Source organism: Marinobacter sp. V34 (assembly GCF_055524115.1).
The window spans coordinates 83,264-104,499 of record NZ_JBUPZY010000006.1; the positions used below are offsets into that span (position 1 = coordinate 83,264).

Annotated in this window: 24 protein-coding genes; 11 read left to right on the top strand and 13 right to left on the bottom strand. The window is 57.4% G+C overall.

Annotated elements, in window-relative coordinates:
- The first annotated feature begins 116 nt into the window (after positions 1-116).
- Positions 117-545, top strand: coding sequence for an organic hydroperoxide resistance protein (locus tag AC0B60_RS11485; protein WP_075197036.1), 429 nt, complete (start codon positions 117-119; stop codon positions 543-545).
- 64 nt (positions 546-609) lie between these two features.
- On the opposite strand, the gene AC0B60_RS11490 is transcribed toward AC0B60_RS11485, so the two are convergent.
- Positions 610-1,224 (bottom strand): LysE family translocator, encoded by a 615-nt coding sequence (locus AC0B60_RS11490; protein WP_465085945.1) that lies wholly within the window; start codon positions 1,222-1,224, stop codon positions 610-612.
- A gap of 115 nt (positions 1,225-1,339) precedes the next feature.
- Positions 1,340-1,906 carry a DUF1415 domain-containing protein gene (locus tag AC0B60_RS11495; RefSeq protein ID WP_465085946.1) on the bottom strand — a complete coding sequence of 189 codons (567 nt, stop codon included), beginning with the start codon at positions 1,904-1,906 and terminating at the stop codon, positions 1,340-1,342.
- Positions 1,907-2,027: 121 nt separating this feature from the next.
- On the opposite strand from AC0B60_RS11495, the gene AC0B60_RS11500 reads away from it, so the two are divergent.
- Positions 2,028-2,933, top strand: coding sequence for a haloalkane dehalogenase (locus AC0B60_RS11500; protein ID WP_465085947.1), 906 nt, complete (start codon positions 2,028-2,030; stop codon positions 2,931-2,933).
- On the opposite strand, the gene AC0B60_RS11505 is transcribed toward AC0B60_RS11500, so the two are convergent.
- On the bottom strand, positions 2,924-4,510 hold the full coding sequence (locus AC0B60_RS11505) for an ABC-F family ATPase (RefSeq protein WP_465085948.1): 1,587 nt from the start codon (positions 4,508-4,510) through the stop codon (positions 2,924-2,926). The genes AC0B60_RS11500 and AC0B60_RS11505 overlap by 10 nt on opposite strands.
- A 193-nt stretch (positions 4,511-4,703) precedes the next feature.
- Between AC0B60_RS11505 and AC0B60_RS11510 the strand changes: the two genes are divergently transcribed.
- The 3 genes from AC0B60_RS11510 (at position 4,704) to AC0B60_RS11520 (ending at position 6,813) form a co-directional block, all read left to right on the top strand.
- The gene (locus AC0B60_RS11510; protein WP_007152613.1) at positions 4,704-4,982 is read left to right on the top strand and encodes a peptidylprolyl isomerase; all 279 of its coding nucleotides are present in this window, start codon (positions 4,704-4,706) and stop codon (positions 4,980-4,982) included.
- A complete protein-coding gene (locus AC0B60_RS11515) occupies positions 4,982-5,938 on the top strand; it encodes a succinyl-CoA synthetase subunit beta (protein WP_465085949.1) in 957 nt (318 codons plus the stop codon). The genes AC0B60_RS11510 and AC0B60_RS11515 overlap by 1 nt, the downstream gene beginning before the upstream one ends.
- 92 nt (positions 5,939-6,030) lie before the next feature.
- Complete coding sequence (locus AC0B60_RS11520) at positions 6,031-6,813, top strand: substrate-binding periplasmic protein (RefSeq protein ID WP_465085950.1); 783 nt, start codon at positions 6,031-6,033, stop codon at positions 6,811-6,813.
- An 11-nt stretch (positions 6,814-6,824) separates the two neighbouring features.
- Here AC0B60_RS11520 and AC0B60_RS11525 read toward each other — a convergent pair whose 3' ends face one another.
- Together AC0B60_RS11525 and AC0B60_RS11530 are read right to left on the bottom strand one after the other, a co-directional pair.
- Positions 6,825-8,003 carry a M24 family metallopeptidase gene (locus AC0B60_RS11525; protein ID WP_465085951.1) on the bottom strand — a complete coding sequence of 393 codons (1,179 nt, stop codon included), beginning with the start codon at positions 8,001-8,003 and terminating at the stop codon, positions 6,825-6,827.
- Positions 8,004-8,077: 74 nt separating this feature from the next.
- A complete protein-coding gene (locus tag AC0B60_RS11530) occupies positions 8,078-8,896 on the bottom strand; it encodes a DUF2059 domain-containing protein (RefSeq protein ID WP_465085952.1) in 819 nt (272 codons plus the stop codon).
- 205 nt (positions 8,897-9,101) lie between these two features.
- Here AC0B60_RS11530 and AC0B60_RS11535 point away from each other — a divergent pair, with 205 nt between their 5' ends.
- Positions 9,102-9,755: a transglycosylase SLT domain-containing protein gene (locus AC0B60_RS11535; RefSeq protein ID WP_007152618.1), complete on the top strand. Its 654-nt coding sequence runs from the start codon at positions 9,102-9,104 to the stop codon at positions 9,753-9,755.
- A gap of 20 nt (positions 9,756-9,775) precedes the next feature.
- On the opposite strand, the gene AC0B60_RS11540 is transcribed toward AC0B60_RS11535, so the two are convergent.
- Entirely contained in the window at positions 9,776-10,669 is an 894-nt protein-coding gene (locus AC0B60_RS11540) for a LysR family transcriptional regulator (RefSeq protein WP_465085953.1), read from the bottom strand.
- 128 nt (positions 10,670-10,797) lie between these two features.
- Between AC0B60_RS11540 and AC0B60_RS11545 the strand changes: the two genes are divergently transcribed.
- A complete protein-coding gene (locus tag AC0B60_RS11545; RefSeq protein WP_465085954.1) occupies positions 10,798-10,995 on the top strand; it encodes a hypothetical protein in 198 nt (65 codons plus the stop codon).
- A 96-nt stretch (positions 10,996-11,091) separates the two neighbouring features.
- Here AC0B60_RS11545 and AC0B60_RS11550 read toward each other — a convergent pair whose 3' ends face one another.
- Positions 11,092-12,774 (bottom strand): AMP-binding protein, encoded by a 1,683-nt coding sequence (locus tag AC0B60_RS11550; protein WP_465085955.1) that lies wholly within the window; start codon positions 12,772-12,774, stop codon positions 11,092-11,094.
- Positions 12,775-12,982: 208 nt separating this feature from the next.
- Between AC0B60_RS11550 and AC0B60_RS11555 the strand changes: the two genes are divergently transcribed.
- Complete coding sequence (locus tag AC0B60_RS11555) at positions 12,983-13,897, top strand: glutathione S-transferase family protein (protein ID WP_465085956.1); 915 nt, start codon at positions 12,983-12,985, stop codon at positions 13,895-13,897.
- 4 nt (positions 13,898-13,901) lie between these two features.
- Here the strand turns inward: AC0B60_RS11555 and AC0B60_RS11560 are convergent, their stop codons facing one another.
- The 4 genes from AC0B60_RS11560 to AC0B60_RS11575 are packed head-to-tail and all read right to left on the bottom strand — an operon-like array spanning position 13,902 to position 17,259.
- Positions 13,902-15,164 carry a DUF5610 domain-containing protein gene (locus AC0B60_RS11560; protein WP_465085957.1) on the bottom strand — a complete coding sequence of 421 codons (1,263 nt, stop codon included), beginning with the start codon at positions 15,162-15,164 and terminating at the stop codon, positions 13,902-13,904.
- 50 nt (positions 15,165-15,214) lie between these two features.
- Positions 15,215-15,841 (bottom strand): TPM domain-containing protein, encoded by a 627-nt coding sequence (locus AC0B60_RS11565; protein ID WP_465085958.1) that lies wholly within the window; start codon positions 15,839-15,841, stop codon positions 15,215-15,217.
- A 60-nt stretch (positions 15,842-15,901) separates the two neighbouring features.
- Complete coding sequence (locus tag AC0B60_RS11570) at positions 15,902-16,657, bottom strand: TPM domain-containing protein (RefSeq protein ID WP_465085959.1); 756 nt, start codon at positions 16,655-16,657, stop codon at positions 15,902-15,904.
- A complete protein-coding gene (locus AC0B60_RS11575) occupies positions 16,657-17,259 on the bottom strand; it encodes a LemA family protein (protein ID WP_465086139.1) in 603 nt (200 codons plus the stop codon). Before AC0B60_RS11575 ends, AC0B60_RS11570 begins: the two co-directional genes overlap by 1 nt.
- A gap of 206 nt (positions 17,260-17,465) precedes the next feature.
- Between AC0B60_RS11575 and AC0B60_RS11580 the strand changes: the two genes are divergently transcribed.
- Positions 17,466-17,741, top strand: coding sequence for a YebG family protein (locus AC0B60_RS11580; protein WP_007152627.1), 276 nt, complete (start codon positions 17,466-17,468; stop codon positions 17,739-17,741).
- Positions 17,742-17,764: 23 nt separating this feature from the next.
- On the opposite strand, the gene AC0B60_RS11585 is transcribed toward AC0B60_RS11580, so the two are convergent.
- Positions 17,765-18,193, bottom strand: coding sequence for an Lrp/AsnC family transcriptional regulator (locus AC0B60_RS11585; protein WP_465085960.1), 429 nt, complete (start codon positions 18,191-18,193; stop codon positions 17,765-17,767).
- A gap of 131 nt (positions 18,194-18,324) precedes the next feature.
- On the opposite strand from AC0B60_RS11585, the gene AC0B60_RS11590 reads away from it, so the two are divergent.
- Positions 18,325-19,455, top strand: a complete 1,131-nt coding sequence (locus AC0B60_RS11590; RefSeq protein WP_465085961.1) for an arginine N-succinyltransferase — start codon at positions 18,325-18,327, stop codon at positions 19,453-19,455.
- Positions 19,442-20,248, top strand: coding sequence for a 2-oxoadipate dioxygenase/decarboxylase family protein (locus AC0B60_RS11595; RefSeq protein ID WP_465085962.1), 807 nt, complete (start codon positions 19,442-19,444; stop codon positions 20,246-20,248). The genes AC0B60_RS11590 and AC0B60_RS11595 overlap by 14 nt, the downstream gene beginning before the upstream one ends.
- Positions 20,249-20,260: 12 nt before the next feature.
- Here AC0B60_RS11595 and AC0B60_RS11600 read toward each other — a convergent pair whose 3' ends face one another.
- Complete coding sequence (locus tag AC0B60_RS11600; protein ID WP_465085963.1) at positions 20,261-21,133, bottom strand: diacylglycerol/lipid kinase family protein; 873 nt, start codon at positions 21,131-21,133, stop codon at positions 20,261-20,263.
- Between the last annotated feature and the right edge of the window lie 103 nt (positions 21,134-21,236).

Genomic DNA, 21,236 nt, shown 5'->3' on the forward strand with positions numbered 1-21,236 from the left:
AAGGGCACAACGTCTTATTTGCATTGTGCAAAATTTAATTTTGTGCAACTATTAATCCTGAAATAAAATCATCAACACACGATGCGTTTTAATGCGCATAAAGGAGAGTCGAAAACATGTCTATTGAACAGGTTGTTTATCGCGCGTCAGCAGAAGCCACCGGTGGCCGTGACGGCCGGGCCATCTCCTCGGACGGTGTCCTCGACGTTGAACTGACAACACCGAAAGAAATGGGTGGTGCCGGTGGCAAAGGCTCCAACCCGGAGCAGTTGTTCGCGGCCGGTTATTCTGCATGCTTCATCGGCGCCATGAAGTTCGTCGCTGGCCGGGACAAGCTTCCCATGCCAGAGGACGCGTCCATTGAGGGTGTGGTCGGCATTGGCCAGATTCCCGGAGGCTTCGGGATTGAGGTGGAACTGAAAATCTCTCTGCCGGGCATGGACGACCAACAGGCTAAGCAGCTGATTGATGCAGCCCACCAGGTGTGCCCCTACTCCAACGCCACCCGTGGCAACATCGATGTGACACTGACCCGAGTGGATTGATATAGACTGGTCGATCACGGAAATCTGACAGCGGGGGGGTGCGTTACCCGCTGTCAGAAACCGACTAGACCAGCTTTGCGGTTTCCACCGACAGCATGGGAATAACCGACAGCGCAAGCAGCGCGCCCATGGTCCAGTTGAACATCCTTCGATACAACGGCCTGTGCAGCAATTTCCGCAACCCAGCCCCACCAAGCATCCAGCTCCCGACACAGGGCACGCTGACCAGCAAAAAGGTCAGTCCAATCCAGAATGACTGCTGCAGCACTTCGCCACTACTGACCGTTGTGAACGTCGCCAACGCGCCAACAGCCATAACCCAGGCCTTGGGATTCACCCATTGGAAGGCCGCCGCCTGAAGGAACGACAACGGCTTGCTGGTTTTCTCACCGTCGATCTCTGTGGCTGTGGTCGCTATTCGCCAGGCCAGATACAGTAAATAGGTAATACCAAGAACCTTGATCACCAGATGCAACTGCGGAAAGGCTTCAAACACTTTCCCCAGGCCGAGACTGATGGCGACCACCATGGCGGGAAAACCAATACAGATGCCCAGATAGTGAGGCAGCGTTCGCCACACCCCAAAATTGACACCTGACGTCATGATCATGATGTTGTTCGGGCCCGGTGTTACCGTCGACACCAGCGCGAACAGCAATACACTGAGTAAGATTTCCATGTTCCTGGCGAAGCTCCCTGTTACCAATGCGTTTCCCAGTCAATCCTACGCAGCGGGTTGCAGGCGAAACAGATTCAGAAGTGCGGTTTTTTGACCATAACAGTTGGCAGGCTCATTACTCGTTGTTCAGGTTGCTCTCCGGGCAGAATGCGAGGGCGAGCAGATCGCGCATGTGTCCTGCACCCAATCGATTCATCAGCTCGACATTCTGCTCTGGTATCGATTCCGTTCCCGGGTATCCGTCAATCGCACGCTCCAGGCTACGCTCCCTCAGCAGATGCAGCATCGGGTAAGGTGAGCGATTGGTGTAGTTTTCGGCGTCGCTCGGATTGGTCCCGCCAAACTGATAGTCAGGATGAAAGCTGGCAATCTGGTAGACGCCGTCCAGCTCGAGATGCGCAAGAAGGCCGTCGGCCGCGGCGAGAAAATCGTTGTAATCTAGAAAGTTATCCAGCACGCCTGGGTGCACCAACAGTGTCGTCTCAACCTCCGGATGCTGGTCCAGGTGCATCAGTTCTTCCTGCAGCGCCATTAACAGGGTCTCTTCCGAATTGGCATCCGTGGCCGCAAAACGAATGCGCTCGTTCACCAGTTCCCGGCGGGCAAATGGACACAGATTGAGACCAATGACCACCTCTGACACCCAGCGCCGCGTGGCGGCCAGAACCGAATCATGCTCCACGTTGAAACTCCCATGCGTTTGAAGGGCCTGAAAAGGGCGGAAAAGAGCCGACACACCCGTGGCAAGTCGTGATACGTTAAGCAAGCTTACAATAATTCCGTGACGGATGCCGGAGAACACGATGAACGCGCTACGAACACCTGACAAACGATTTGAACGCCTGCTGGATTACCCCTTCGCCCCCCATTACCTGGAGGTCGACGGATTGCGCATGCATTACATCGATGAAGGGCCTTCGGACGCCAGCCCGGTGCTGATGATGCACGGCGAGCCTTCCTGGTCGTACCTCTACCGGCATATGATTCCCATCTGCGCAGCAGCAGGGCACCGGGTGATCGCGCCAGACCTGATCGGTTTTGGCAAATCCGACAAACCCACGGACATCAACGCGTACAGTTACCAGAGCCATATGGACTGGATGCAGGCCTTCCTCGACCAGACCAACCTGCGCGACATTACTCTCGTATGCCAGGACTGGGGATCTCTTCTCGGCCTGAGACTGGCGGCGGAAAACCCGGAGCGATTCCGTGCCATCGTTGTGGGTAATGGCATGCTGCCTACCGGCGACCAGCCTGTGCCCAAAGCGTTCCAGTTATGGAAGAACTTCGCGCTATACAGCCCCTGGTTTCCCATTGCCCGCATTATCAATACCGGAAGCTTTCACACACTGGGCCCCGACGAGCGTCGTGCCTACGATGCGCCATTCCCCAACAAGAAGTACAAGGCCGGTGCCCGCGCTTTTCCGAAGCTGGTGCCAGTGACACCGGACAACCCCGCCAGCGAGGCCAATCGCGAGGCCTGGAAGGTTCTGGAGCAGTGGAAGAAGCCGTTCCTGACCACCTTCAGCAACGGCGACCCGATCACCCGGGGCGGCGACCGTTACATGCAGGAGAGAATTCCCGGCGCCAAGGGCCAGCCCCACACCACCCTCACCGGTGGACACTTCCTGCAGGAAGACTCACCGGTTGAGTTTGCAGGCGCCATCAATAGCCTGCTGGCCCGCCTGGACGAAGGCGATCAAACATAACCCTGGCTTCGTAGGTAGTCGTCATAACTGCCGCTGAAGTCGGTTATGCCGTCGGCCCTCAGTTCAATAATTCGAGTGGCAAGGGATGACACAAACTCCCGGTCATGGCTGACAAACACCAGCGTGCCCGGGTAATTCTCCAACGCCAGGTTCAGGGCTTCAATGGATTCCATATCCAGGTGGTTAGTGGGCTCGTCCATCAGCATGACATTGGGCTTTTCCAGGATTAGCTTGCCGAACAGCATGCGACCTTGCTCTCCGCCTGAAATCACCTTCACTGATTTACCGATATCATCCCCTGAAAACAGCATGCGGCCGAGGGTTCCCCGAACCAGTTGTTCACCGCCAGTGGTCCATTGCGACATCCACTCGGTCAGATCCATATCCTCATCAAAATCGGCGCCGTGATCCTGGGCGTAATAGCCTACCTGGGCACTATCGGTCCATTTAACATCACCGCTGTCAGGTGTCATAGCGCCGGCCATGCACTGCATCAGTGTGGTTTTGCCAATACCGTTGGGCCCGATGATAGCTACCCGCTCACCCGCTTCGATTTGCAGATTCATCTTTTCGAACAGAGACTTGCCATCAAAGCCCTTGGTGAACTCCTTCAACGTTACCGCCTGGCGATGCAGCTTCTTGGTTTGCTCAAACCGGATGAACGGACTTACCCGACTGGACGGCTTGACCTCCTCCAACTGGATCTTGTCGATCTGTCGGGCGCGTGAGGTTGCCTGTTTGGCTTTGGAAGCGTTGGCGGAAAAGCGACTGACAAACTGCTGCAACTCGGCAATCTGGGCTTTTTTCTTGGCATTATCCGACAGCATACGCTCACGGGCCTGGGTGGCAGCGGTCATGTATTCGTCGTAGTTACCCGGGAACAGCCTCAACTCGCCATAGTCCAGGTCCGCCATGTGGGTACACACGCTGTTCAGGAAATGGCGGTCGTGGGAAATAATGATCATGGTGCTGTTGCGGGCCACCAGAATGTTTTCCAGCCAGCGGATGGTATTGATATCCAGGTGGTTGGTGGGCTCGTCCAGCAGCAGGATATCGGGGTCGGAAAACAATGCCTGAGCCAGCAACACCCGCAGTTTCCAGCCTGGTGCAACAGCGCTCATGGGGCCGTTGTGCTGTTCCAGGGGAATATCCAGGCCCAGCAGCAGTTCGCCGGCACGGGCATCGGCGGTATAACCATCCATCTCTGCGAACTGCACCTCCAGGTCCGCCACGGCCATGCCGTCTTCCTCGCTCATTTCAGCGAGCGAGTAGATGCGGTCACGCTCGGCTTTTACACGCCAGAGCTCTTCGTGGCCCATAATGACGGTATCAATCACCGAGCAGTCCTCGTAGGCAAACTGGTCCTGGCGCAGCTTACCCAGCCGCTGGTTCTGGTCCACCATAACCTGGCCGGCTGACGGTTCCAGGTCACCGCCCAGAATTTTCATGAACGTGGACTTGCCGCAGCCATTGGCGCCGATCAGACCGTAGCGGTTGCCATTGCCGAATTTGACGGAGACGTTTTCGAAAAGGGGTTTGGCCCCGAACTGCATGGTAATGTTCGCGGTGGATATCAAGAATAGACCTGCTGAGAGTGAAGACCGGGCACGGGCCGGCGAAAGAAAAGCCGGCATTGTACAGGTTTGTGGCCCAAACCGTGAGACAGCAGAAACACGGATAAAAAGCGCTTGCCTCAACGGCCCAGTGCGGGCAGCATTTCACCCTCGGTGATTGCAACATAATCCTCAATCGAAAAAAGGAAACCACACCATGACACAGGCAACCGCGCGTCACATCCTTGTAGACAGCGAAGCAAAATGTGAAGAGCTGAAGCTAGCCATTGAAGGCGGCCAGGACTTCGCGGAAGTGGCGAAGCAACATTCTTCCTGCCCCTCTGGCCGCAACGGCGGCGACCTGGGCGCGTTCGGCCCGGGCCAGATGGTTCCGGAATTCGACAAGGTGGTTTTCAGTGGTGAAGTGAACAAAGTGCTCGGCCCGGTAAAAACCCAGTTCGGCTACCACTTGCTGGAAGTGACCAGCCGGAGCTAATGGCCTTAAACCTGCCAATGTACCGGCCTGCCCGCAACGCCCAGATATTCCGGTATCTGGCGTTTGCGGGCATGATTCTGATTGCACCTCTGTTTTTTGTCGGCGGCCCCGGTTGGTCCGATGGGCCGTTGTTCAAGTCCGCCTGGAATCTCGGGCACATCCTGTTCTTCGCTCTGTCGACCCTGGCCATTCAGCCCTGGCGGATCTGGACGGGATGGTCTCTCTGGGGCATTGGCACCCTTGCTGTACTCGTACTGGGCACTGGCATCGAACTGCTTCAACACGGAACCAGCCGCCAGATGGACTGGCAGGATATCCTCCGCAACCAGGTAGGCGTATGGACCATCCTGGCCGTGCGGCCACGGGCCTCGCTCACCCGGCAGTCCCGGCCTTTGGTCTGGCCATTGAGGCTCATTGTGACCGCGCTGCTGGTTGCGGAAATCGGCGCCACGGCAAGAATCGCCATTCAGCAGTACCGCGTCAGCCAACTATTGCCGACACTCTACGACTTCCGCCAGCCAGACCCTTCGCCATTTTGGGACGGCGTCATAGAGCCGGTAACCGACCATGCTATAAACACCCATAACCGTGCACTGAGGATATCCCTGTCCACAGCGCGTTATTCAGGAGTTTCCCTACACAATTTACCCGAAGACTGGCGTGACTATGACCGCCTCGTCATCAATTTGTACAACCCTCAGGATCACCCATTGCCAATGATTCTGAGAATCAACGACATGGAGCATGACCTGGGCGACAACGACTACAATGACCGCTTCAACACCCGTCTCCCCCTGGCGCCCGGCTCCAACCAATTCGAACTGGACCTCGACAGGATCAGGACAGCCCCGAAAGGCCGATCAATGAATATGCAGGCCATCAGGCGGCTGATTCTGTTCACGGTTGCACTGCCAGAGCCCAAGACCCTCTACCTGCGTGACATTCGGCTGGAATGACGGATCATTATCCCTGGTCTACTATCAAAAGGAGAAGCACCCGTAAGGTATCTCCTTGCCTCTCTTTGCAACATCCTTGTGTAGGCGATTGCATGAAAGCTTTAAAAGCGTACTTCGTTGCGCTGGTTGTGTTGTGGTCGGTTCCGGCATTAGCAGATGATGGCGAGCGACAACTGAGCATTAGCGTTGGCGACTGGCCTCCCTTTTTCGTGGAGAGTGAGCCTGGTCAGGGCACGGTTGCCCGGCTGGTCAGAGACATCTTTGCGGCGGAAGGTTACACGGTCAAATTCCACTTCCTGCCCTGGAAACGTGCCTATCGTGAAGCCGCGAATGGCAGGCACGACGCCACAGCCATCTGGATGTACACCGCCGACCGACAGAAAGACTTCCTCTACAGTGATCCGGTGATGAACGAGCGCTTCGTGCTGTTTTACCGCAAGGATACGCCCATTGAATGGAACCAGATGCAGGACCTTGCCGACCTTACGCTTGGGGGAAGCATCGGATACAGCTACGGCCCCGAATTCGATAGCGCCATCGAGAACGGTACCCTGAACGTGGAATGGGTCGCCTCCACGGAACTTAATTTCCGCCGCCTGCTATTTGGCCGGATTGATGCCTTCCCGGAAGAAATCAACGTTGGCTACTACATTCTTCGCCGGGAAACGGATCCACAGGAAACCAGTCAGATTACCCATCACCCGGAGCCCATTCTGGAGAATCAAAGCTTCGTGCTGTTCCCGGCCAACGAACCGGAAACACAAGCCCTGCGAGAGGTCTTCAACAAGCGCTTGCAGATGTTTCGGGAAAATGGCCGCTACGACACCTATTTTGAAACCAAGCCCCAGGCATCACTGAACAAAGTGAGAAAGTAGCCGGTTTACATTCAGTCGAGCCGCCAGGGGTTCGCCGTCAGCGGTTCACCACCATGCTCTCCCACCAGTACCGTATCGCTGCACCCCATGCCCCACTGCCCCGGAATCCTCAGGCAAATGGGTAGATGAAACACCATCCCCGGCTGGAACACCGTCGACTCTCCCCGGGCGATAAAACCGGACCCTTCCACCCATGACGGGGGAAACTGCGCCCCCACCGTGTAGCCAAACACCCCGGAGAAAAACACCTCACTGGCCAGTGGGGCCATAACCTGCTCCGCAGCCCTGGCGGCGGAATCGAAAGTTTGGCCCGGCACCATGGATGCCTTAAGGGTATCCACCACGCGACGGCAACCGTCGAAAACCGCCCGCATCCTGGCCGACGGCTGACCCGCCACCAGCGTACGCATCATCGGTGCCGTGTAACGTTGCCAGGCAGCGCCAAACTCAAGGAACACCGTATCGCCGTCTTCAATCCGGCAGCGCTTGTGATTGGTGTGGATGACACTGCTGCGCAGCCCGACCGTTACGATAGGCTGCATGCTCATGAATTCACTGCCGCCCGCCAGAAGGCTTTCGGCACCGACGGCTGCGATGTCGTTGTCGGTCATACCGGGGCGGATGGACGCAGCCGCGGCTTCGATGCCCTGGCCCGTGATGCGGGCACTCTGCCGCAGACAGTCAATCTCCGCGGGTGATTTCACGATACGGATGCTTTTCAGCAGCCCGGACGCATCCACAAACTGTGTGTCCGGAAGTCGCTGTTTAAGCCCTTCAAGGACCCCCTGGCGAAGCGAGCCATGCCAGTAATCAACCCCTACCTTCGCACCGTGCCCGGCCAGCGAATGCGCCAGAGGATCCAGCACATCGCCTACACCTTCCCAACGATAACCGATAACGTGATCTACCCGGGTGGTCACCATGGCGGGACCGGTTTCGATGGAGGGCACTTGAAGGGTTATCGTGTCGGCCGTGACCACCAGGGCAACATGAACGGACACTTCAAAGGTACTGTAACCGGTCAGATAAAACAGGTCGGACGGGTCGGTTAACAGAACGGCTCCGAGGCCCTCTGAAAGCATCCTGGCGCGAAGGTGTTTGAGACGCTGTTGGTACTCCGCCTCGGGAAAGGGACATTCCCGGCCCCTGAGTTCGGTGGCCAGGGTTTGCTGGTAGGCATTGAAATCCATGGGGCCGTCTCCGCTGCGGAAAGTTACTACTGGAGACTGGACCCAAAACAGTGGCTTTTCAATCTTTGTCGGTGTCAGCGCGGATTAAAAAAGCGCACCAACTGGTTGCCGATGGATTCCACCGGTTCTGTAATCGAAGTCTGAACGCTGTTGGTGACTACCCGGGTGAATGCCGAGCCGGCATCACTTTCGAGAAACTCGATGTACGCCTTCAACTCGGAAGGGCTGAGATCCTGATAGGTGTAGAGGTAGCCATCGTAAACCTGCTGGGCGACCATACCCCGCAACATGCCGCGTTGGTTCTCGATTTTTTTCTGAAGCTGTTCGAAGGTTGGGCCCTTGCTACCGTTGAACGCCGCCATGGCGGAGGCCAACCCCAACTGCACAGCGACGGTGGTATCCACGGCACTCTCCGTTGCGCGGGCAGCCCGGTCAAAGCGGGTAAACAGTTTGGCCCTTTCGCTACCCTTATATTGCTCCTGCAACGCCGCAGCATTGGCTTCCACCTGCTTCCAGGAGTCAGGGTTGGAGGCGGCCACCTCGGCCTTGGAAATTTTCTCTGCCAGCGGCGTCTTATACCAGGCCAATACCGAGTTCAGTTGCCCCTCGCTGAGCCCCTGGTCCAGATCTTCCACCAGTTGCGCGCGAATCTCGGCAACGCTGAACGCATTACTCACAACGCTGCTGATGGTGTTGGCAACAAATGGCTCAACCCGTCCGCTTTGTTTCAGACCCTGGCGGATGCCCTGGCTCATCATCGCCGGGTACTGGGCGACAACCTCATCAATGGGCGACACCCGGAGCACCGAGTCCGCCAGTGGGCTTGCGGTGGCAGAGCCGCAGACCAGCAAAAGAAAAAGTAATGCCGGTTTAACTTGGGATAGTGCGCGCATGAATCTAGTATCCTCTGGTAACGAGAATCTCGTTATGCCATGGAGCCGGCGGGAGCTGCAAGCAAAGCCGACCAGTAACAGATGACCATTTTGTAGTGTGGAGTGACAGGGCCCGGTCCCGCCCATGAAGAAACGCCGTAATCGACCGAAAAACAGACGACTCAGCCGGCTTAGAAGCAGCCGAGTGAAAATCTGGAAGTCCCGAATGCGGTGGTATGGCCTACCAACGCTGGGCTTGGGGCTGGCAATCACCATTGTCGCCATCATGCGTTTCAGTCTGTTGGAGCCAGACCCACCGGCAAATCCGGAAGACGTCTGTGAAATCTTCCGTGAGCATCCGGTATGGTACGACTATGCGAGCCGTTCAAAGGAGCGCTGGGGCACTCCGATTGCAACGCAGCTGGCCTTTGTCTACTACGAATCGTCGTTTCGCAGCCACGCCCGCCCACCACGGACCCGCCTGCTGGGGTTCATTCCCTGGCGCCGGCCAACATCCGCCTATGGCTACGCCCAGGCGCTCGACCCGGCATGGGCCGAGTACCTGGCCGCAAACGGAGACGGTCTGTCCGTAGTAAGAACCAACATGAAATACGCACTCGATTTCGTGGGCTGGTATAACCACCTGACCCGGAGAGACGTGGGCATTCCTCTCACCAGCCCCGAAAAACTGTACCTCGCCTACCACGAAGGCAGGACCGGCTACCAGCGACAGAGTTACCTCGCCAAGCCGGAGGTAAGGTCACTGGCCACTCGGGTCCAGAACCGGGCCTTCCGCTACGACCGCCAGCTCCAGACCTGCGAGGAGGAATTCCAGTGCTGGCGTTTCTACCAGTTCTGGCCCTTCTGTGGTGACTGGTAAGCACAGACCATGATTGGGCTTCAGCTCTCGCCTTCCACCCGGGGTGTCAGCCGGGCCAGACTGGCGGTCAGGAACTCCATCACTATCCTTACCCGGGCCATTTGTTGTGTGTCGTGGTTCACCATCAGCCACAGGTCAACCCCCTCGCCTTCAAGTGGCTCCGACAGACGCGTCAGCTCCTTCGTACTGTCGCCCAGGTAGCAGGGCAACGCCGCCACTCCTGCCCCGGCCCGCGCCAGGGCATGCATGGCCAGAAGACTGTTACAGCGGATGACGGACGACGCGTTCTTCAAGTGCTTGCGATACCATCGCCCCGTTGCCAGGTGGCTGAAGCTCTCATCCGGCAGAATCCAGAGCGCCTGATCGGGGGCGTTATCAAGATCCAGTTCAGGATTCCGTTTTTGGTAGTCGACCGAGCTATAAATGGCCGACTCAATCGTACCTATGCGCTCGCCTTCCAGTGTGGCCTGGGGCTTGTTTACCGGCCGCAGCGTCAGGTCTGCCTCGCGGTGGCTTAGGTTCAGCACATCGTTGTCGGTGAGCACTTCCAGCTCGATGTCCGGGTACTCCCGGACGAGCTCTGCAATCATCGGACTGATAAGAGCCTTCACCATGGTGTCGGTGGCCGCCAATCGAACCTTGCCGACAGGAGCTGAATCCTGCCCGACCAACTGCCGTTCAAGATTTTCCATATCGGCAGCCAGCCTTTCGGCTTCACGGAACGCGGTTTCACCCACAGGGGTGAGTTGCAGACCATCCCGGTTACGCTCAAAGAACTGAACGCCCATCTGCTCTTCCATCTGGTCCAGGCGACGAAGCACCGTGGTCTGGTGAACGCCCAATATCTCACCAGCTTTGGCAAGGGTTCCCCCTATTGCCAGGGCGTGTATGTATCGAAGATAATCCCAATCCATAGAGACTGCATATTTGCAACGTGAGTACGGAGTTTAACGTATTTAAACTGCAAATACGAAGCCGTACACTTCTTTATATAGTCAGCTAACCAATATTTTTTAATCCACCAGATAAGGAGGAAGGCGCTATGACTCAAGACCATATCGCAACCGTATACCCGCTGCCGTCCAGTATCCTCCACAACAGTACTGAGGTCAGGCGCCAATATACCCGTGCAGCCGCAAGGCAGGCCGTACAGGTTATCAGTCGGAAAGTGAATTCCTGGAAAAAGAAGGCAGCAACCGCGTCGCCGGAGATGCCCCAGATGATGCAGGGCGAGCACTAAGCCCGTCCCTGTATGGGTAAGTAAGGGAAGACAGATTTCGTAAACGCCGGTGGGCCTGAATATCCAGGCCCACCGGCGTTTTCGTTTTTGGGGGGGTCAGAACTCCCAGATCACCTTTTGCCTCTTGCCAAACCACTCGTCCATTTTGCGGTTGTAGAAGTCCTCGATCACATTTCGTTTGATCTTCATGGTGGGTGTGAGCATGCCATTTTCCATGGTCCAGGGTTCTTTCACCACCACCACGAACGCCAGCTTTTCATGAGCCTCGCACTCACTGTTAACGGCATCCAACTCCGCCGCCAGCTCCCTCTCCAGTTCGTCGCGGCTGCCACCTGCTTCCAGCGCCTCCCGTGCTTCTTCGGATAACAGTACCATCAGGCAAGGCTGGGGTTGGTTGGCTCCCGCCACACACACGACCTCTGCCCTGGGATGATTAAAGCGACTTTCGATGGGCACTGGCACCACATACTTACCCTTGGAGGTTTTGAACAGATCCTTGACGCGGCCAGTGATGCGCAGATACCCCTCGCTGTCGATCTCGCCCATATCGCCGGTTTTAAGGAAGCCGTCCTCGGTAACGTCCTCGCGGGTTTTCTCTTCGTTTTTATAGTAGCCCAGCATCTGGCCGGGGCTCTTGACCTGCACTTCGCCATTCTCAGCCAGGCGATGCTCCGCGCCCGGGTTGGTAACGCCGACGGTACCCACCTTGGCCTGGCCCGGACGGTTGGCATGGGAATAGCCGAAGTTTTCCGACATCCCATACACCTCCAGCAGTTCCAGACCGAGGTTCCGGTACCAGCCAATAATCTCGCCGGAGAGTGGCGCCGCCCCCGTCAGGGCCGCCCGGCAATGATCCAGGCCCAGCTGTTTCAATACCTTCTTTTTCACCAGCTTGTTCAAAACCGGAATATTGAACAGTACCTTCTGTTTCTTCGGCGGCAACTTGCTGTTGATGGCCAGGTAGAACTTCATCCACAGCCTGGGCACCGAGAAGAATAGGGTCGGCCGGGCTCTTTGCAGGTCTTCCTGGAAGGTATCCAGGGAATTGGCAAAATAAAGATGGAAACTGTAATAAAGCGACTGGGTTTCCACGGCCGCACGTTCAGCAACATGGGCAAGGGGCAGATAGGAAAGCATTCTCTCTTCCTGAGTGACCGGGAATACCTGCTGCAGCCCATCGGCGACGGATATCATGGCGCGAAAACTGTGCATAACGCCTTTGGGGCGACCGGTGCTTCCCGACGTATAAACAATGGTGGCCATGTCGTCAGGGTCCGGCAAACCGGGCTCGGTCGGCTGCTGTTGGGCGATGATATCCAGCCACTTCGGCGTGTCGTCCCGGGGTGACATTGGCAAAGAGATAACCGGCAAGTCTCCGGGGATGTGGCCCTTGATATCGTTCCAGCCGTCGGCTTTGCCGTCCAGCTTCCCCAGGAACAGCAGTTTCGCTTCGCTGTGCTCCAGCACATAAGCTGCTGTCTCACCATTGAGAGTTGGGTAAAGCGGAACTGAAACGTGGCCGGCGGCCCAAATGGCGAGGTCTGACAGGATCCAGTGCGCACTGTTCTTGCCGAGAATGGCAATATTGCTGCGCTCAGGCAGCCCCTTGGTTGCCAGATGCGCCGACATCCGGGACACCTGGTCGGCGGCCTGTTTCCAGGTAATGTCTTCGGTGGTGCCATCGGGAAATGGCTGGGTCAGGTATACCTTGTCGGGTGTTTGCTTTGCCCAGTAGTACAGGCAGTGGAGGGGCGTTTGCTTGTTGCTGTCTGCAGCCATCAAGGGCTCCTTATTGTTGTCGTCTTTTCTGACGTTATTTTTAGGCAACCAAAGCATAGTACCTGTATTTCCCGTTTCCTCAAGCCTGGGCGACGGTGACGGGCCGGCTGGCCCACACGGACAACTCCCGGCCTTTCGCCCAACGGGATTGCAGGGTAACCTCCCGGATCGCTCCAGATAACATTGCCATATAAGGATGGGTTACCCCATGCAAGAGTTCACTCTGTACCACTACGCCATGTCGCCTTTTTCCGAGAAGGTTCGGGCCATGCTGGGCTACGCCGGCCTTTCCTGGCAGTCCGTTATCGTCAGGGAAATGCCGCCCCGGCCTATGCTTTCCGCGCTGGCGGGCGGTTACCGCAAGGTTCCCGTGGCCCAGAGTGGCGCCGATGTGTTCTGCGACAGCCGCGCCATCGCGGACGAAATAGCACGCCTGAGTGGCAAACCGGAACTGAGCCTGGCCAGCCAGCCGCAAGCAGTCATCGACTTTGTGCGAACCACGGACCTTGAGGTTTTTCTTGCCTGCGTGATTGCCGCCAGCGATGGCCGCATGTTGCGAAAGCTGATCCGTGACACGTCGCTGCTGAACGCCTTACGCTTCCTCAAGGACCGCATCACCATGGGCACAAAGTCCCGCGTGAAAGCGGTACGAGGGCCGCAGGCAAAAGCCAAGGTTATGGCGCACATCGAAACCATGGAGTCGATGCTGGCGAAAGACTTCCTGTTTGGTGACACTCCCTGCATCGCGGATTTTTCGGCCTACCATGGCCTGTGGTTTGTCTGCGATCTGGCGGGCAAGCCCTGGCTGCGGGACTACCCGAAGGTGGCGGCATGGCTGGAGCGAATGAAAACCTTCGGGCATGGCGAACATCGCGAAATCACCGCCGACCAGGCGTTGGACATCGCCCGTAATGCAACGCCACGAGCCATTGAGTCTGCCGGTGATGATGATTTAACAGGAAAGAACGTCGAAGTCGCACCCGATGACTACGGGCGCGACCCGGTCACAGGACGCCTGGTGTTCGCAGATGAGCAAACCCTGATTTTGGAGCGTTCCCACGCGCGTGTCGGGCAGGTCCATGTTCACTTCCCGAAACAGGGCTATGCAATCAAGCCGGCCTGATGCCTCAAGCCGGCTCGCCCTCCGGGCCTGTGCTTTCAAAAGCTGCCAGCACTGACGACAGAAAGTCATCCATTAACGAGCGCGGCGCGGGACTGTTTCCGCCGCCCCGCTCGTTCTGGAGCAACTGGAAATCGTCCAGCAGTTTCTGCATGAGCCCTTCCATTGTCTGAAGGTCCATGCCTTTGGCGACCGACTCCTGAGCGAGCCCCTGAATGCCCCGGGCGAAACCGCCGAGCGGGCGCAACTGCATGTCTGCTGAAGGCTCTCTATTGCCGGAAGGCTCGCGGGATACGGACTCGTATGCGGCGGCGGATACCATTCGGGTGGCAGAGAGGTTCAGGCTGAAGCTGGCCAACTCGTCGCCACCCAGGTTCAGCGACTGGGCTGTTTGAAAGGCACCCTGGATATCGCCGTCGAAAAAGCGGCCTGACACCTGTTGCACTCTGCCAAAAAGGTCCGCGAGCGCGGCTTTCTCACCGTCATCCAGACTGCCCTCCACCGAGAACGCATAACGCCCCGAAAACAGACTGGCTGAGCGTACTTCCTCAGACCGGACACCATCACTCTCGCGGGCACTTGCCGACATCGCCGAGTACCGTTGCTCATCCATGCGAACGGTCACACGGTCGCCGTCACGGGTGGTGACCTCAAACGCAAACGACTCTTTGCTGGCACTCTCCACCATCGCCGCTGTTACTCGGCTCTCGGACGACACCCCGCTCTGCAGATATCGCGACTCCAGGTCAGACAAACCGTCCTGGATACGCGTGAAGCTGTCGTCGATATCACGATTCAGTGTTCCCGTCATCAACCCCAGAGCTTCGATCTGCTCCCGCGCCTCGGAGAACCCCTGTTCAACGCCACGACGTGCATCTGAAAGCAGGCCGGCCAGACGTTCTGAATCGGCACCGGTAGCCGCTTCCTTTTGCAGGCGCTGCTGGACAAAGCCCAGCACACGGCTGGCCACGTCGACGGCTGTCGGCGGTTCGAATCGATTTCGGGTGGAGGCAGATGCGTCGGGGCCGGAGGCCCCGAGCCGTTGCTGAAGCTGTTGCTCCAGCCTGCTTCGGAGTACGTTGATGGCATCCTCGGGCGTGCGGATCGCCCCCCTGCCCTGTTCCCTGACCTTGGCAGGCTCGGGGTCATTGCTTGTCGACCGGCTTCCCGATGGCTCTGCGCCGGAGCGACCTGGCCTTCCGGAACCGGGAATATTAATTGGAGAAACCATACCCTCACCCCTCATCAGCGCTGTCTGCAGGCAGGACATGGGATGCTTCCGCAGCCTGCCCCTGTTTATCGGCAGACCGGCGCCAGGCATTAAGAACGTTTCGGTATTAGCACCAGATGATTAGGCAATTCGTTTTTCTCGCGGGTTGCGGGCAACTGCTCCCGCAGATGCTGGCCGCAACTTTCGATGCAACCGAGAAAGCCGGCCAGGGTGTCGCCACTGCGAACCTGGTTGGTAAAAGTGCCGACAATATCTTCCCAAACCCCGTCGCTGACCTTATCGGCGATGCCCTGATCCACCAGGATCTCAACATAGTGTTCCGCTTCCGACACGAAAATCAGCATACCGACGCCGCCCTGGGTGTGATGAAGATCCTGCTCCAGGAATTGCCGCCGGGCCATGTTGGACGCCCGCCAGAAGCGAACAGCCCTTGGCACCAGATGATGTCCCACACCCGGAAACCGAAACAACAGGCATAACACGCTAAAGGTTACCCACTGGACCACTAGCAACCAGTCCGCGCTCAGCGAACCGGTAAAGTAATTGATCGCTCCGGGCACCAGTAGTGCAATAACCCCGGCCCAGAGCAGGGGGATATAGGAATAATCATCGGAGGCTGCGGCGAGCACGGTTACCAGTTCCGCGTCGGTCTCACGCTCCACCTCTGTGATAGCCGCAGCCACCTGTTGTTGCTCACTGCCTGTTAATAACGTCATGTTCGTTCCGGTGTTGCTGAATCAATAGGTTCGCTGTCTATTCGCGTTGAGGCGCCGGCGCTACCAACCGCCGGAGGCACCGCCACCGCCGAAGCCACCGCCTCCGCCGCTGAAGCCACCACCGCCAAAACCGCCGCCGCGACCACCACCAAGACCGCCAACGAGCGCACCGGCCAGCAGAGCACTGCGGCCACCACGGCCTCTGCCAACACCGCCTCTAAAGAATGCACTCAGCACAATGATGAAAAACAGGATGCCTAACGCCGGATGGGGCCGGTCATCCTTGACCCTGGAGCGCCCGGACTTTGGCACTGCAAGTGGCTCACCGCCCAATACCTGGACCATGGCAGCTGTTCCGTTGGCAATGCCGGTAGCGAAATCTCCCTGCCTGAACGCCGGGGTAACGATCTGGTTGATGATGGTGGCGGATGTCGCGTCGGTCAGACGACCTTCCAGCCCGTAGCCAACTTCGATCCGAATCCGCCGCTCTTCCTTGGCGACAATCAACAGCGCACCGTTGTCTTCACCTTCCTGGCCAATTCCCCAGTGACGACCCAACTGGTAGCCAAAGTCTTCAATGGCATAGCCCTGGAGGTCGGGCAACGTCACCACAACCACCTGTTCGGTCGTTGATTGCTCGTGGGCCTCCAGCATCTGGCTGAGGCGACCTTCAACCTTGGAGGGCAGCATGTTGGCGCCATCAACCACGCGACCAGTCAGTTCGGGGAAATCAGGATTGGACTGCGCCTGGGCACTGGCCTGGCCCAGCACAACCAGGGCCAGGAAAACGATCACTGTGTGGAAACGAACAGGCATCAGAACTCCACCTGTGGCGCATCCTGGGCATCGGGGGTGGTGGCTTCGAAGTTGGCTCGCAACTCAAGGTCGCTGTACAGCATGCTGTGCCAGAGACGGCCCGGGAAAGTCCGGATTTCCGTGTTGTAGCGTTCAACCGCCTGGATAAAGTCACGCCTTGCGACCGAGATACGGTTCTCCGTGCCCTCCAGTTGCGACTGCAGCGCCAGGAAGTTCTGGTTTGATTTCAGATCCGGGTAGCGTTCGGAAACCGCCATCAGTCGGCTGAGCGCACTGCTGAGCTCGCCCTGCACCTGTTGGAACTGTTTCAGCTTCTCGGGATTGTTGAGAATGCTTTCGTCGACTTGGATAGAGGTGGCCTTTGAGCGGGCTTCGGTGACCGCCGTCAGGGTTTCCTGTTCCTGGTCCGCAAAACCTTTCACCGTTTCAACGAGGTTCGGCACCAGATCCGCCCGCCGCTGGTACTGATTCTCCACCTGCGCCCAGGCCGACTTAACCTGCTCGTCGTACGTTGGAATGTTGTTGATGCCGCAACCTGTGAGCAGCAAGGCCATCAGGGCCAGGCCTGCAAGTTGAAAGGGCGTTCGGCCCGGGCGGGCCATAGGTTGGTCATGCATAACGTATCGATTCCTTGATGGTAGGTCTGGTCATCGTCGGCCTAAGACACTATCACATTTTTCCGCCCGACATCTGCCACACAGGCCGCCGAAAACACTGTATACATATACAGATATGTTCAGTATACTCACCGCAGATTCAATGAACCCCACCAGACACGACAACGTGCGGGAACACACTGGAGAAAGTCATGGCCGTACAAGCGCTGTATTACTCGGAGAGGGATGGACTGGAGATGGCACTGAAACACCCCGACACAATGCTCTTCTCGTCCAAAGCGGAAGCCGATGCCCGGGACAAGGTCCTGGAACTTGCCGAGGAAATCACCCAGTTTCTGCAAGCGCGGGTAGAGGGCCTGGATGAAGCCATGGCGGAAAAAGCCGCACTGGCCATTGCCGAGGAAAAGGACCTGTTCGCCAAGGCCCTGAAAAAACCCTCGTTACTGAACGAAACCACCGACGCATAATCGTAAATGGCGGCAAGACTGTATTAACGCCTGAAACGCGTCTCCAGAACCACTGCCGAGTTGGTTCGCTCCACGCCCTCAAGATTACCGATCTCATCCAGAACAGCGCTCAGTTCCTCCAGGGACTGAGCCTGGACAATGGCAATCAGGTCATACTCTCCGCTGACAGAATACAACTGGGATACCTGGCTGATCTGTTCCAGGGCTGCGTTTGTTCGAGCCGTCAGCTTCTGGAAGACCTTGATCGACACATGGGCCTCTACCTGGGTTGCCGAGTATTCACCCCCAAGCTCAACGGAATACCCGCGAATCACACCACTCGCTTCGAGCTTTGCAATACGGTTCTGCACCGTGGAGCGCGACAAGTCCAGTGCCCTGGCCAGGTCCGAGACACTGCAACGGGCATTCTGGCGCAAGTGTAAAAGCAACTTTTGGTCCTGCTTACTGATCATATCGACATTATCCCAGGTCAAATTGCCACAATATATCATCATTTATCATTTTTTGACGCTACAAAATAGCATCACACCCCATCATACTGACCCTGCCAACTATCCGCTTCCAGCGGTCAGCAGATGAGGACATGTCTATGATTATCCGCCCGGTTGCCCTCTCAGACCTCGCCGCTCTGCAGCAGATTGCCGTGGAATCCGGCCCCGGTTTTACCTCACTGGTCGATGACCGTGACTTCCTGATCCAGAAAATTCGCCATTCCATGGACAGTTTTGACCGCCATACCGACACCCCGGGCGACGAAGGCTATCTGTTCGTGTTGGAAGACCCGGAAACCGGGGAAATCATGGGAACCACCGGCATTGAAGCCTCGGTAGGCATCCGACGCCCGCTTTATCACTATCATCGCAGCCAGGTCGTTCACCACTCGCCGGAACTGAATCTGCTCCGCCGACTGGAAGTCCTCAACATGTGCAATCATTACACTGGCTGCAGCGAGATCTGCACACTGTTCCTGCGGCCCAAGTTTCGGCGCGCGCACGCGGGCAAGCTGCTCTCCCGGGTTCGCTTTCTGTTTATGGCCCAACATCCGCAGCGTTTTGCCGAGACTGTCATCGCTGAAATGCGAGGCATCTCAGACGAAGGCGGACAGTCGCCGTTCTGGAATTGGTTGCGGACCCATTTCGTGGATCTTGATTTCAGCACGGTGACACGCATGGTGGGCACGGGCGACAATGGCTTCATCGCTGACCTGATGCCCCGACACCCGCTCTACACCCATTTGATGGACGAAGACGCCCGCGCGGTTATCGGGCAGGTGCACCCGCACACCCGTCCAGCCCTGGCCATGCTGGAAGCCGAAAGGTTTCGCCACAACGGCTATGTGGATCTGTTTGATGCCGGCCCGACCGTTGAAGCAAGGCTGGCCGATATCCGCTCGGTATCGACATCCATCGGCTGCCGCATCCAGATCGTCGATGATGTGCGACCGACGCTCGAGGAATGGAACCGGGGCGGCCAGGGGCGGCTGCTGGCCATCACCAACACCGAAACGGCGGATTTCCGCGCCACTGTCACCAGTGCGGCCAGATACCTGCCAGCTCACAATCTCCTGCAAGTACCGGCGGCACTGGCAAAGTCACTCCATCTGCGCAACGATGGAGACGTCCGATTCATGGAACTTGCAACCGCACAGAGCGGCGCTGCGACGACAGCCATTCCACTGCGCCAACAACAGGAGGCCATCCATGCACACCGATAGAGATACATTGTTCCGCCACCTTTGGGACAATTACTGCGAGGTGACACCCTCGGCACAGGATATCCACCGGTTGCTGGACGACACCCAGGGTGGCGACATCGTGAACGACCACATTGCCCTGCGAACCTTCAATCTTGAGAAGGTAAACCTGGACAAACTGGCCGCGCACTTCCTGGCGCTGGGATATCACGAAGGCGGCGACTATCACTTCGACGCCAAGAAACTGTACGCGAAACACTACGAGCATCAGGATCCGACTGCCCCCAAGGTGTTCATTTCCGAGTTGCTGGTTGATCAGTGTTCCGGGTCACTGCAATCCATTGTGGAAGGCCTGGTGAGCCAGATGGACCCTACCGCCGTCACCAGGGACGACTTTCTCTATTCCGGTCGTCACTGGGATGTCGACCACGCCACCTACCAGACCCTGCTGGAGGAAAGTGAATACGCGGCCTGGGTAGCGGCTTGGGGTTATCGGGCCAACCACTTCACGGTAAGCATCAATCATCTCAGCCGATTCAAAACCGTGGCTGAAATCAATCAGGCCCTCAAGGACAACGGCTATCGCGTGAACAGTTCCGGAGGTGAGGTCAAAGGCTCTCCGGAAGAGCTGCTGGAACAATCTTCCACCATGGCGGATCGTGCCGACGTCCGGTTTAAGGATCAGACCGTGGCCATACCGAGCTGTTTCTACGAATTCGCACGTCGCTATGCAAAGCCCGACGGAGAGCTCTACAGTGGTTTTGTCGCCGCCTCGGCGGACAAGATTTTCGAGAGCACGGACAGCCGGACCTGAAGGACAGAGCCTTCAGGTCGTTACCAGTTCCTCACAGATGACCTTCAGACAGGCTGGCCTGCAGCGAGCACGAAGCGGCGTGTGGCCAGCGATGTCTCCATCCATGGTGACCGTTCGTCGCGAACGGGTGGTGATCGACACAGTTGGGCTTTTAAGGTGGACCACCGTACTGGTTCGTTTCGGAGAGTGACGGCTCAACCGCACCGTCAGAAAGGCAATAAAAAGCTGTAACAGCGAACGCGGCCTCACGGCCACGACATCCAACTGACCATCCCCCGCCGATGCCTGGGGAATCTCGTTGCCACCGCCGAAAAAGGCACCGGAGGAAACCGCAATGGTCAACCATCGCCCGGCCACGGTTCCCTTTTCCGTTTCGATGAGGCCATGGAACCCCCGGTTCACCCGCAATTTCTGCAGCAACGCTACGCCATAGCTGAAGCGCCCAAGCAGTCGTTTGGCGTCCGCCGACGACTCCCGAACCGGCAATGTGCCGAGCCCAATATGAGCCACGTTCAGGAACAGACCATTTTCAGTGGCGGCAACATCCAGCATACGGGTCCGTCCCGCCGAGATCAGGTTGCAGATATGCTGGGGATCGTCGGGCAGCCCCAGGTTGCGGGCAAAATCATTGGCGGTCCCGGAAGGCAGAACCGCCAGGGTAGCGCCGGTATCAAGACAAAAACCGGCCGCCGCATTGACTGAGCCATCACCTCCGGCCGCGAGGATGAAGTCCCTGGGGCCCACCTCTTCGGTCCAGCTCTGGTCGTCCAGACTACAATCCCTGATATCGACAACGCCCGCACTTTCAAGATAGCTGCGCCAGAACTCAGCGCCACGACTGTTTTTTTCCCCCGCTTTGGGGTTAGCCATCAACCAGTAAACCATTGCATATCCATGCTTCCTGAGTCAGTTTTGGATTTTTGACGTACTAAGGTATAAGCCATGGCAGCGAAACTTGCCATCAACATGGTCAAGGTTTAACTGCGCT

Coding starts and splice junctions, on each gene's coding strand:
- AC0B60_RS11485 (WP_075197036.1), top strand. CDS start 117: ATGTCTATTGAACAGGTTGTTTATCGCGCGTCAGCAGAAGCCACCGGT.
- AC0B60_RS11490 (WP_465085945.1), bottom strand. CDS start 1,224: ATGGAAATCTTACTCAGTGTATTGCTGTTCGCGCTGGTGTCGACGGTA.
- AC0B60_RS11500 (WP_465085947.1), top strand. CDS start 2,028: ATGAACGCGCTACGAACACCTGACAAACGATTTGAACGCCTGCTGGAT.
- AC0B60_RS11510 (WP_007152613.1), top strand. CDS start 4,704: ATGACACAGGCAACCGCGCGTCACATCCTTGTAGACAGCGAAGCAAAA.
- AC0B60_RS11515 (WP_465085949.1), top strand. CDS start 4,982: ATGGCCTTAAACCTGCCAATGTACCGGCCTGCCCGCAACGCCCAGATA.
- AC0B60_RS11520 (WP_465085950.1), top strand. CDS start 6,031: ATGAAAGCTTTAAAAGCGTACTTCGTTGCGCTGGTTGTGTTGTGGTCG.
- AC0B60_RS11525 (WP_465085951.1), bottom strand. CDS start 8,003: ATGGATTTCAATGCCTACCAGCAAACCCTGGCCACCGAACTCAGGGGC.
- AC0B60_RS11530 (WP_465085952.1), bottom strand. CDS start 8,896: ATGCGCGCACTATCCCAAGTTAAACCGGCATTACTTTTTCTTTTGCTG.
- AC0B60_RS11535 (WP_007152618.1), top strand. CDS start 9,102: ATGCGGTGGTATGGCCTACCAACGCTGGGCTTGGGGCTGGCAATCACC.
- AC0B60_RS11540 (WP_465085953.1), bottom strand. CDS start 10,669: ATGGATTGGGATTATCTTCGATACATACACGCCCTGGCAATAGGGGGA.
- AC0B60_RS11545 (WP_465085954.1), top strand. CDS start 10,798: ATGACTCAAGACCATATCGCAACCGTATACCCGCTGCCGTCCAGTATC.
- AC0B60_RS11550 (WP_465085955.1), bottom strand. CDS start 12,774: ATGGCTGCAGACAGCAACAAGCAAACGCCCCTCCACTGCCTGTACTAC.
- AC0B60_RS11555 (WP_465085956.1), top strand. CDS start 12,983: ATGCAAGAGTTCACTCTGTACCACTACGCCATGTCGCCTTTTTCCGAG.
- AC0B60_RS11560 (WP_465085957.1), bottom strand. CDS start 15,164: ATGTCCTGCCTGCAGACAGCGCTGATGAGGGGTGAGGGTATGGTTTCT.
- AC0B60_RS11565 (WP_465085958.1), bottom strand. CDS start 15,841: ATGACGTTATTAACAGGCAGTGAGCAACAACAGGTGGCTGCGGCTATC.
- AC0B60_RS11570 (WP_465085959.1), bottom strand. CDS start 16,657: ATGCCTGTTCGTTTCCACACAGTGATCGTTTTCCTGGCCCTGGTTGTG.
- AC0B60_RS11575 (WP_465086139.1), bottom strand. CDS start 17,259: ATGGCCCGCCCGGGCCGAACGCCCTTTCAACTTGCAGGCCTGGCCCTG.
- AC0B60_RS11580 (WP_007152627.1), top strand. CDS start 17,466: ATGGCCGTACAAGCGCTGTATTACTCGGAGAGGGATGGACTGGAGATG.
- AC0B60_RS11585 (WP_465085960.1), bottom strand. CDS start 18,193: ATGATCAGTAAGCAGGACCAAAAGTTGCTTTTACACTTGCGCCAGAAT.
- AC0B60_RS11590 (WP_465085961.1), top strand. CDS start 18,325: ATGTCTATGATTATCCGCCCGGTTGCCCTCTCAGACCTCGCCGCTCTG.
- AC0B60_RS11595 (WP_465085962.1), top strand. CDS start 19,442: ATGCACACCGATAGAGATACATTGTTCCGCCACCTTTGGGACAATTAC.
- AC0B60_RS11600 (WP_465085963.1), bottom strand. CDS start 21,133: ATGGTTTACTGGTTGATGGCTAACCCCAAAGCGGGGGAAAAAAACAGT.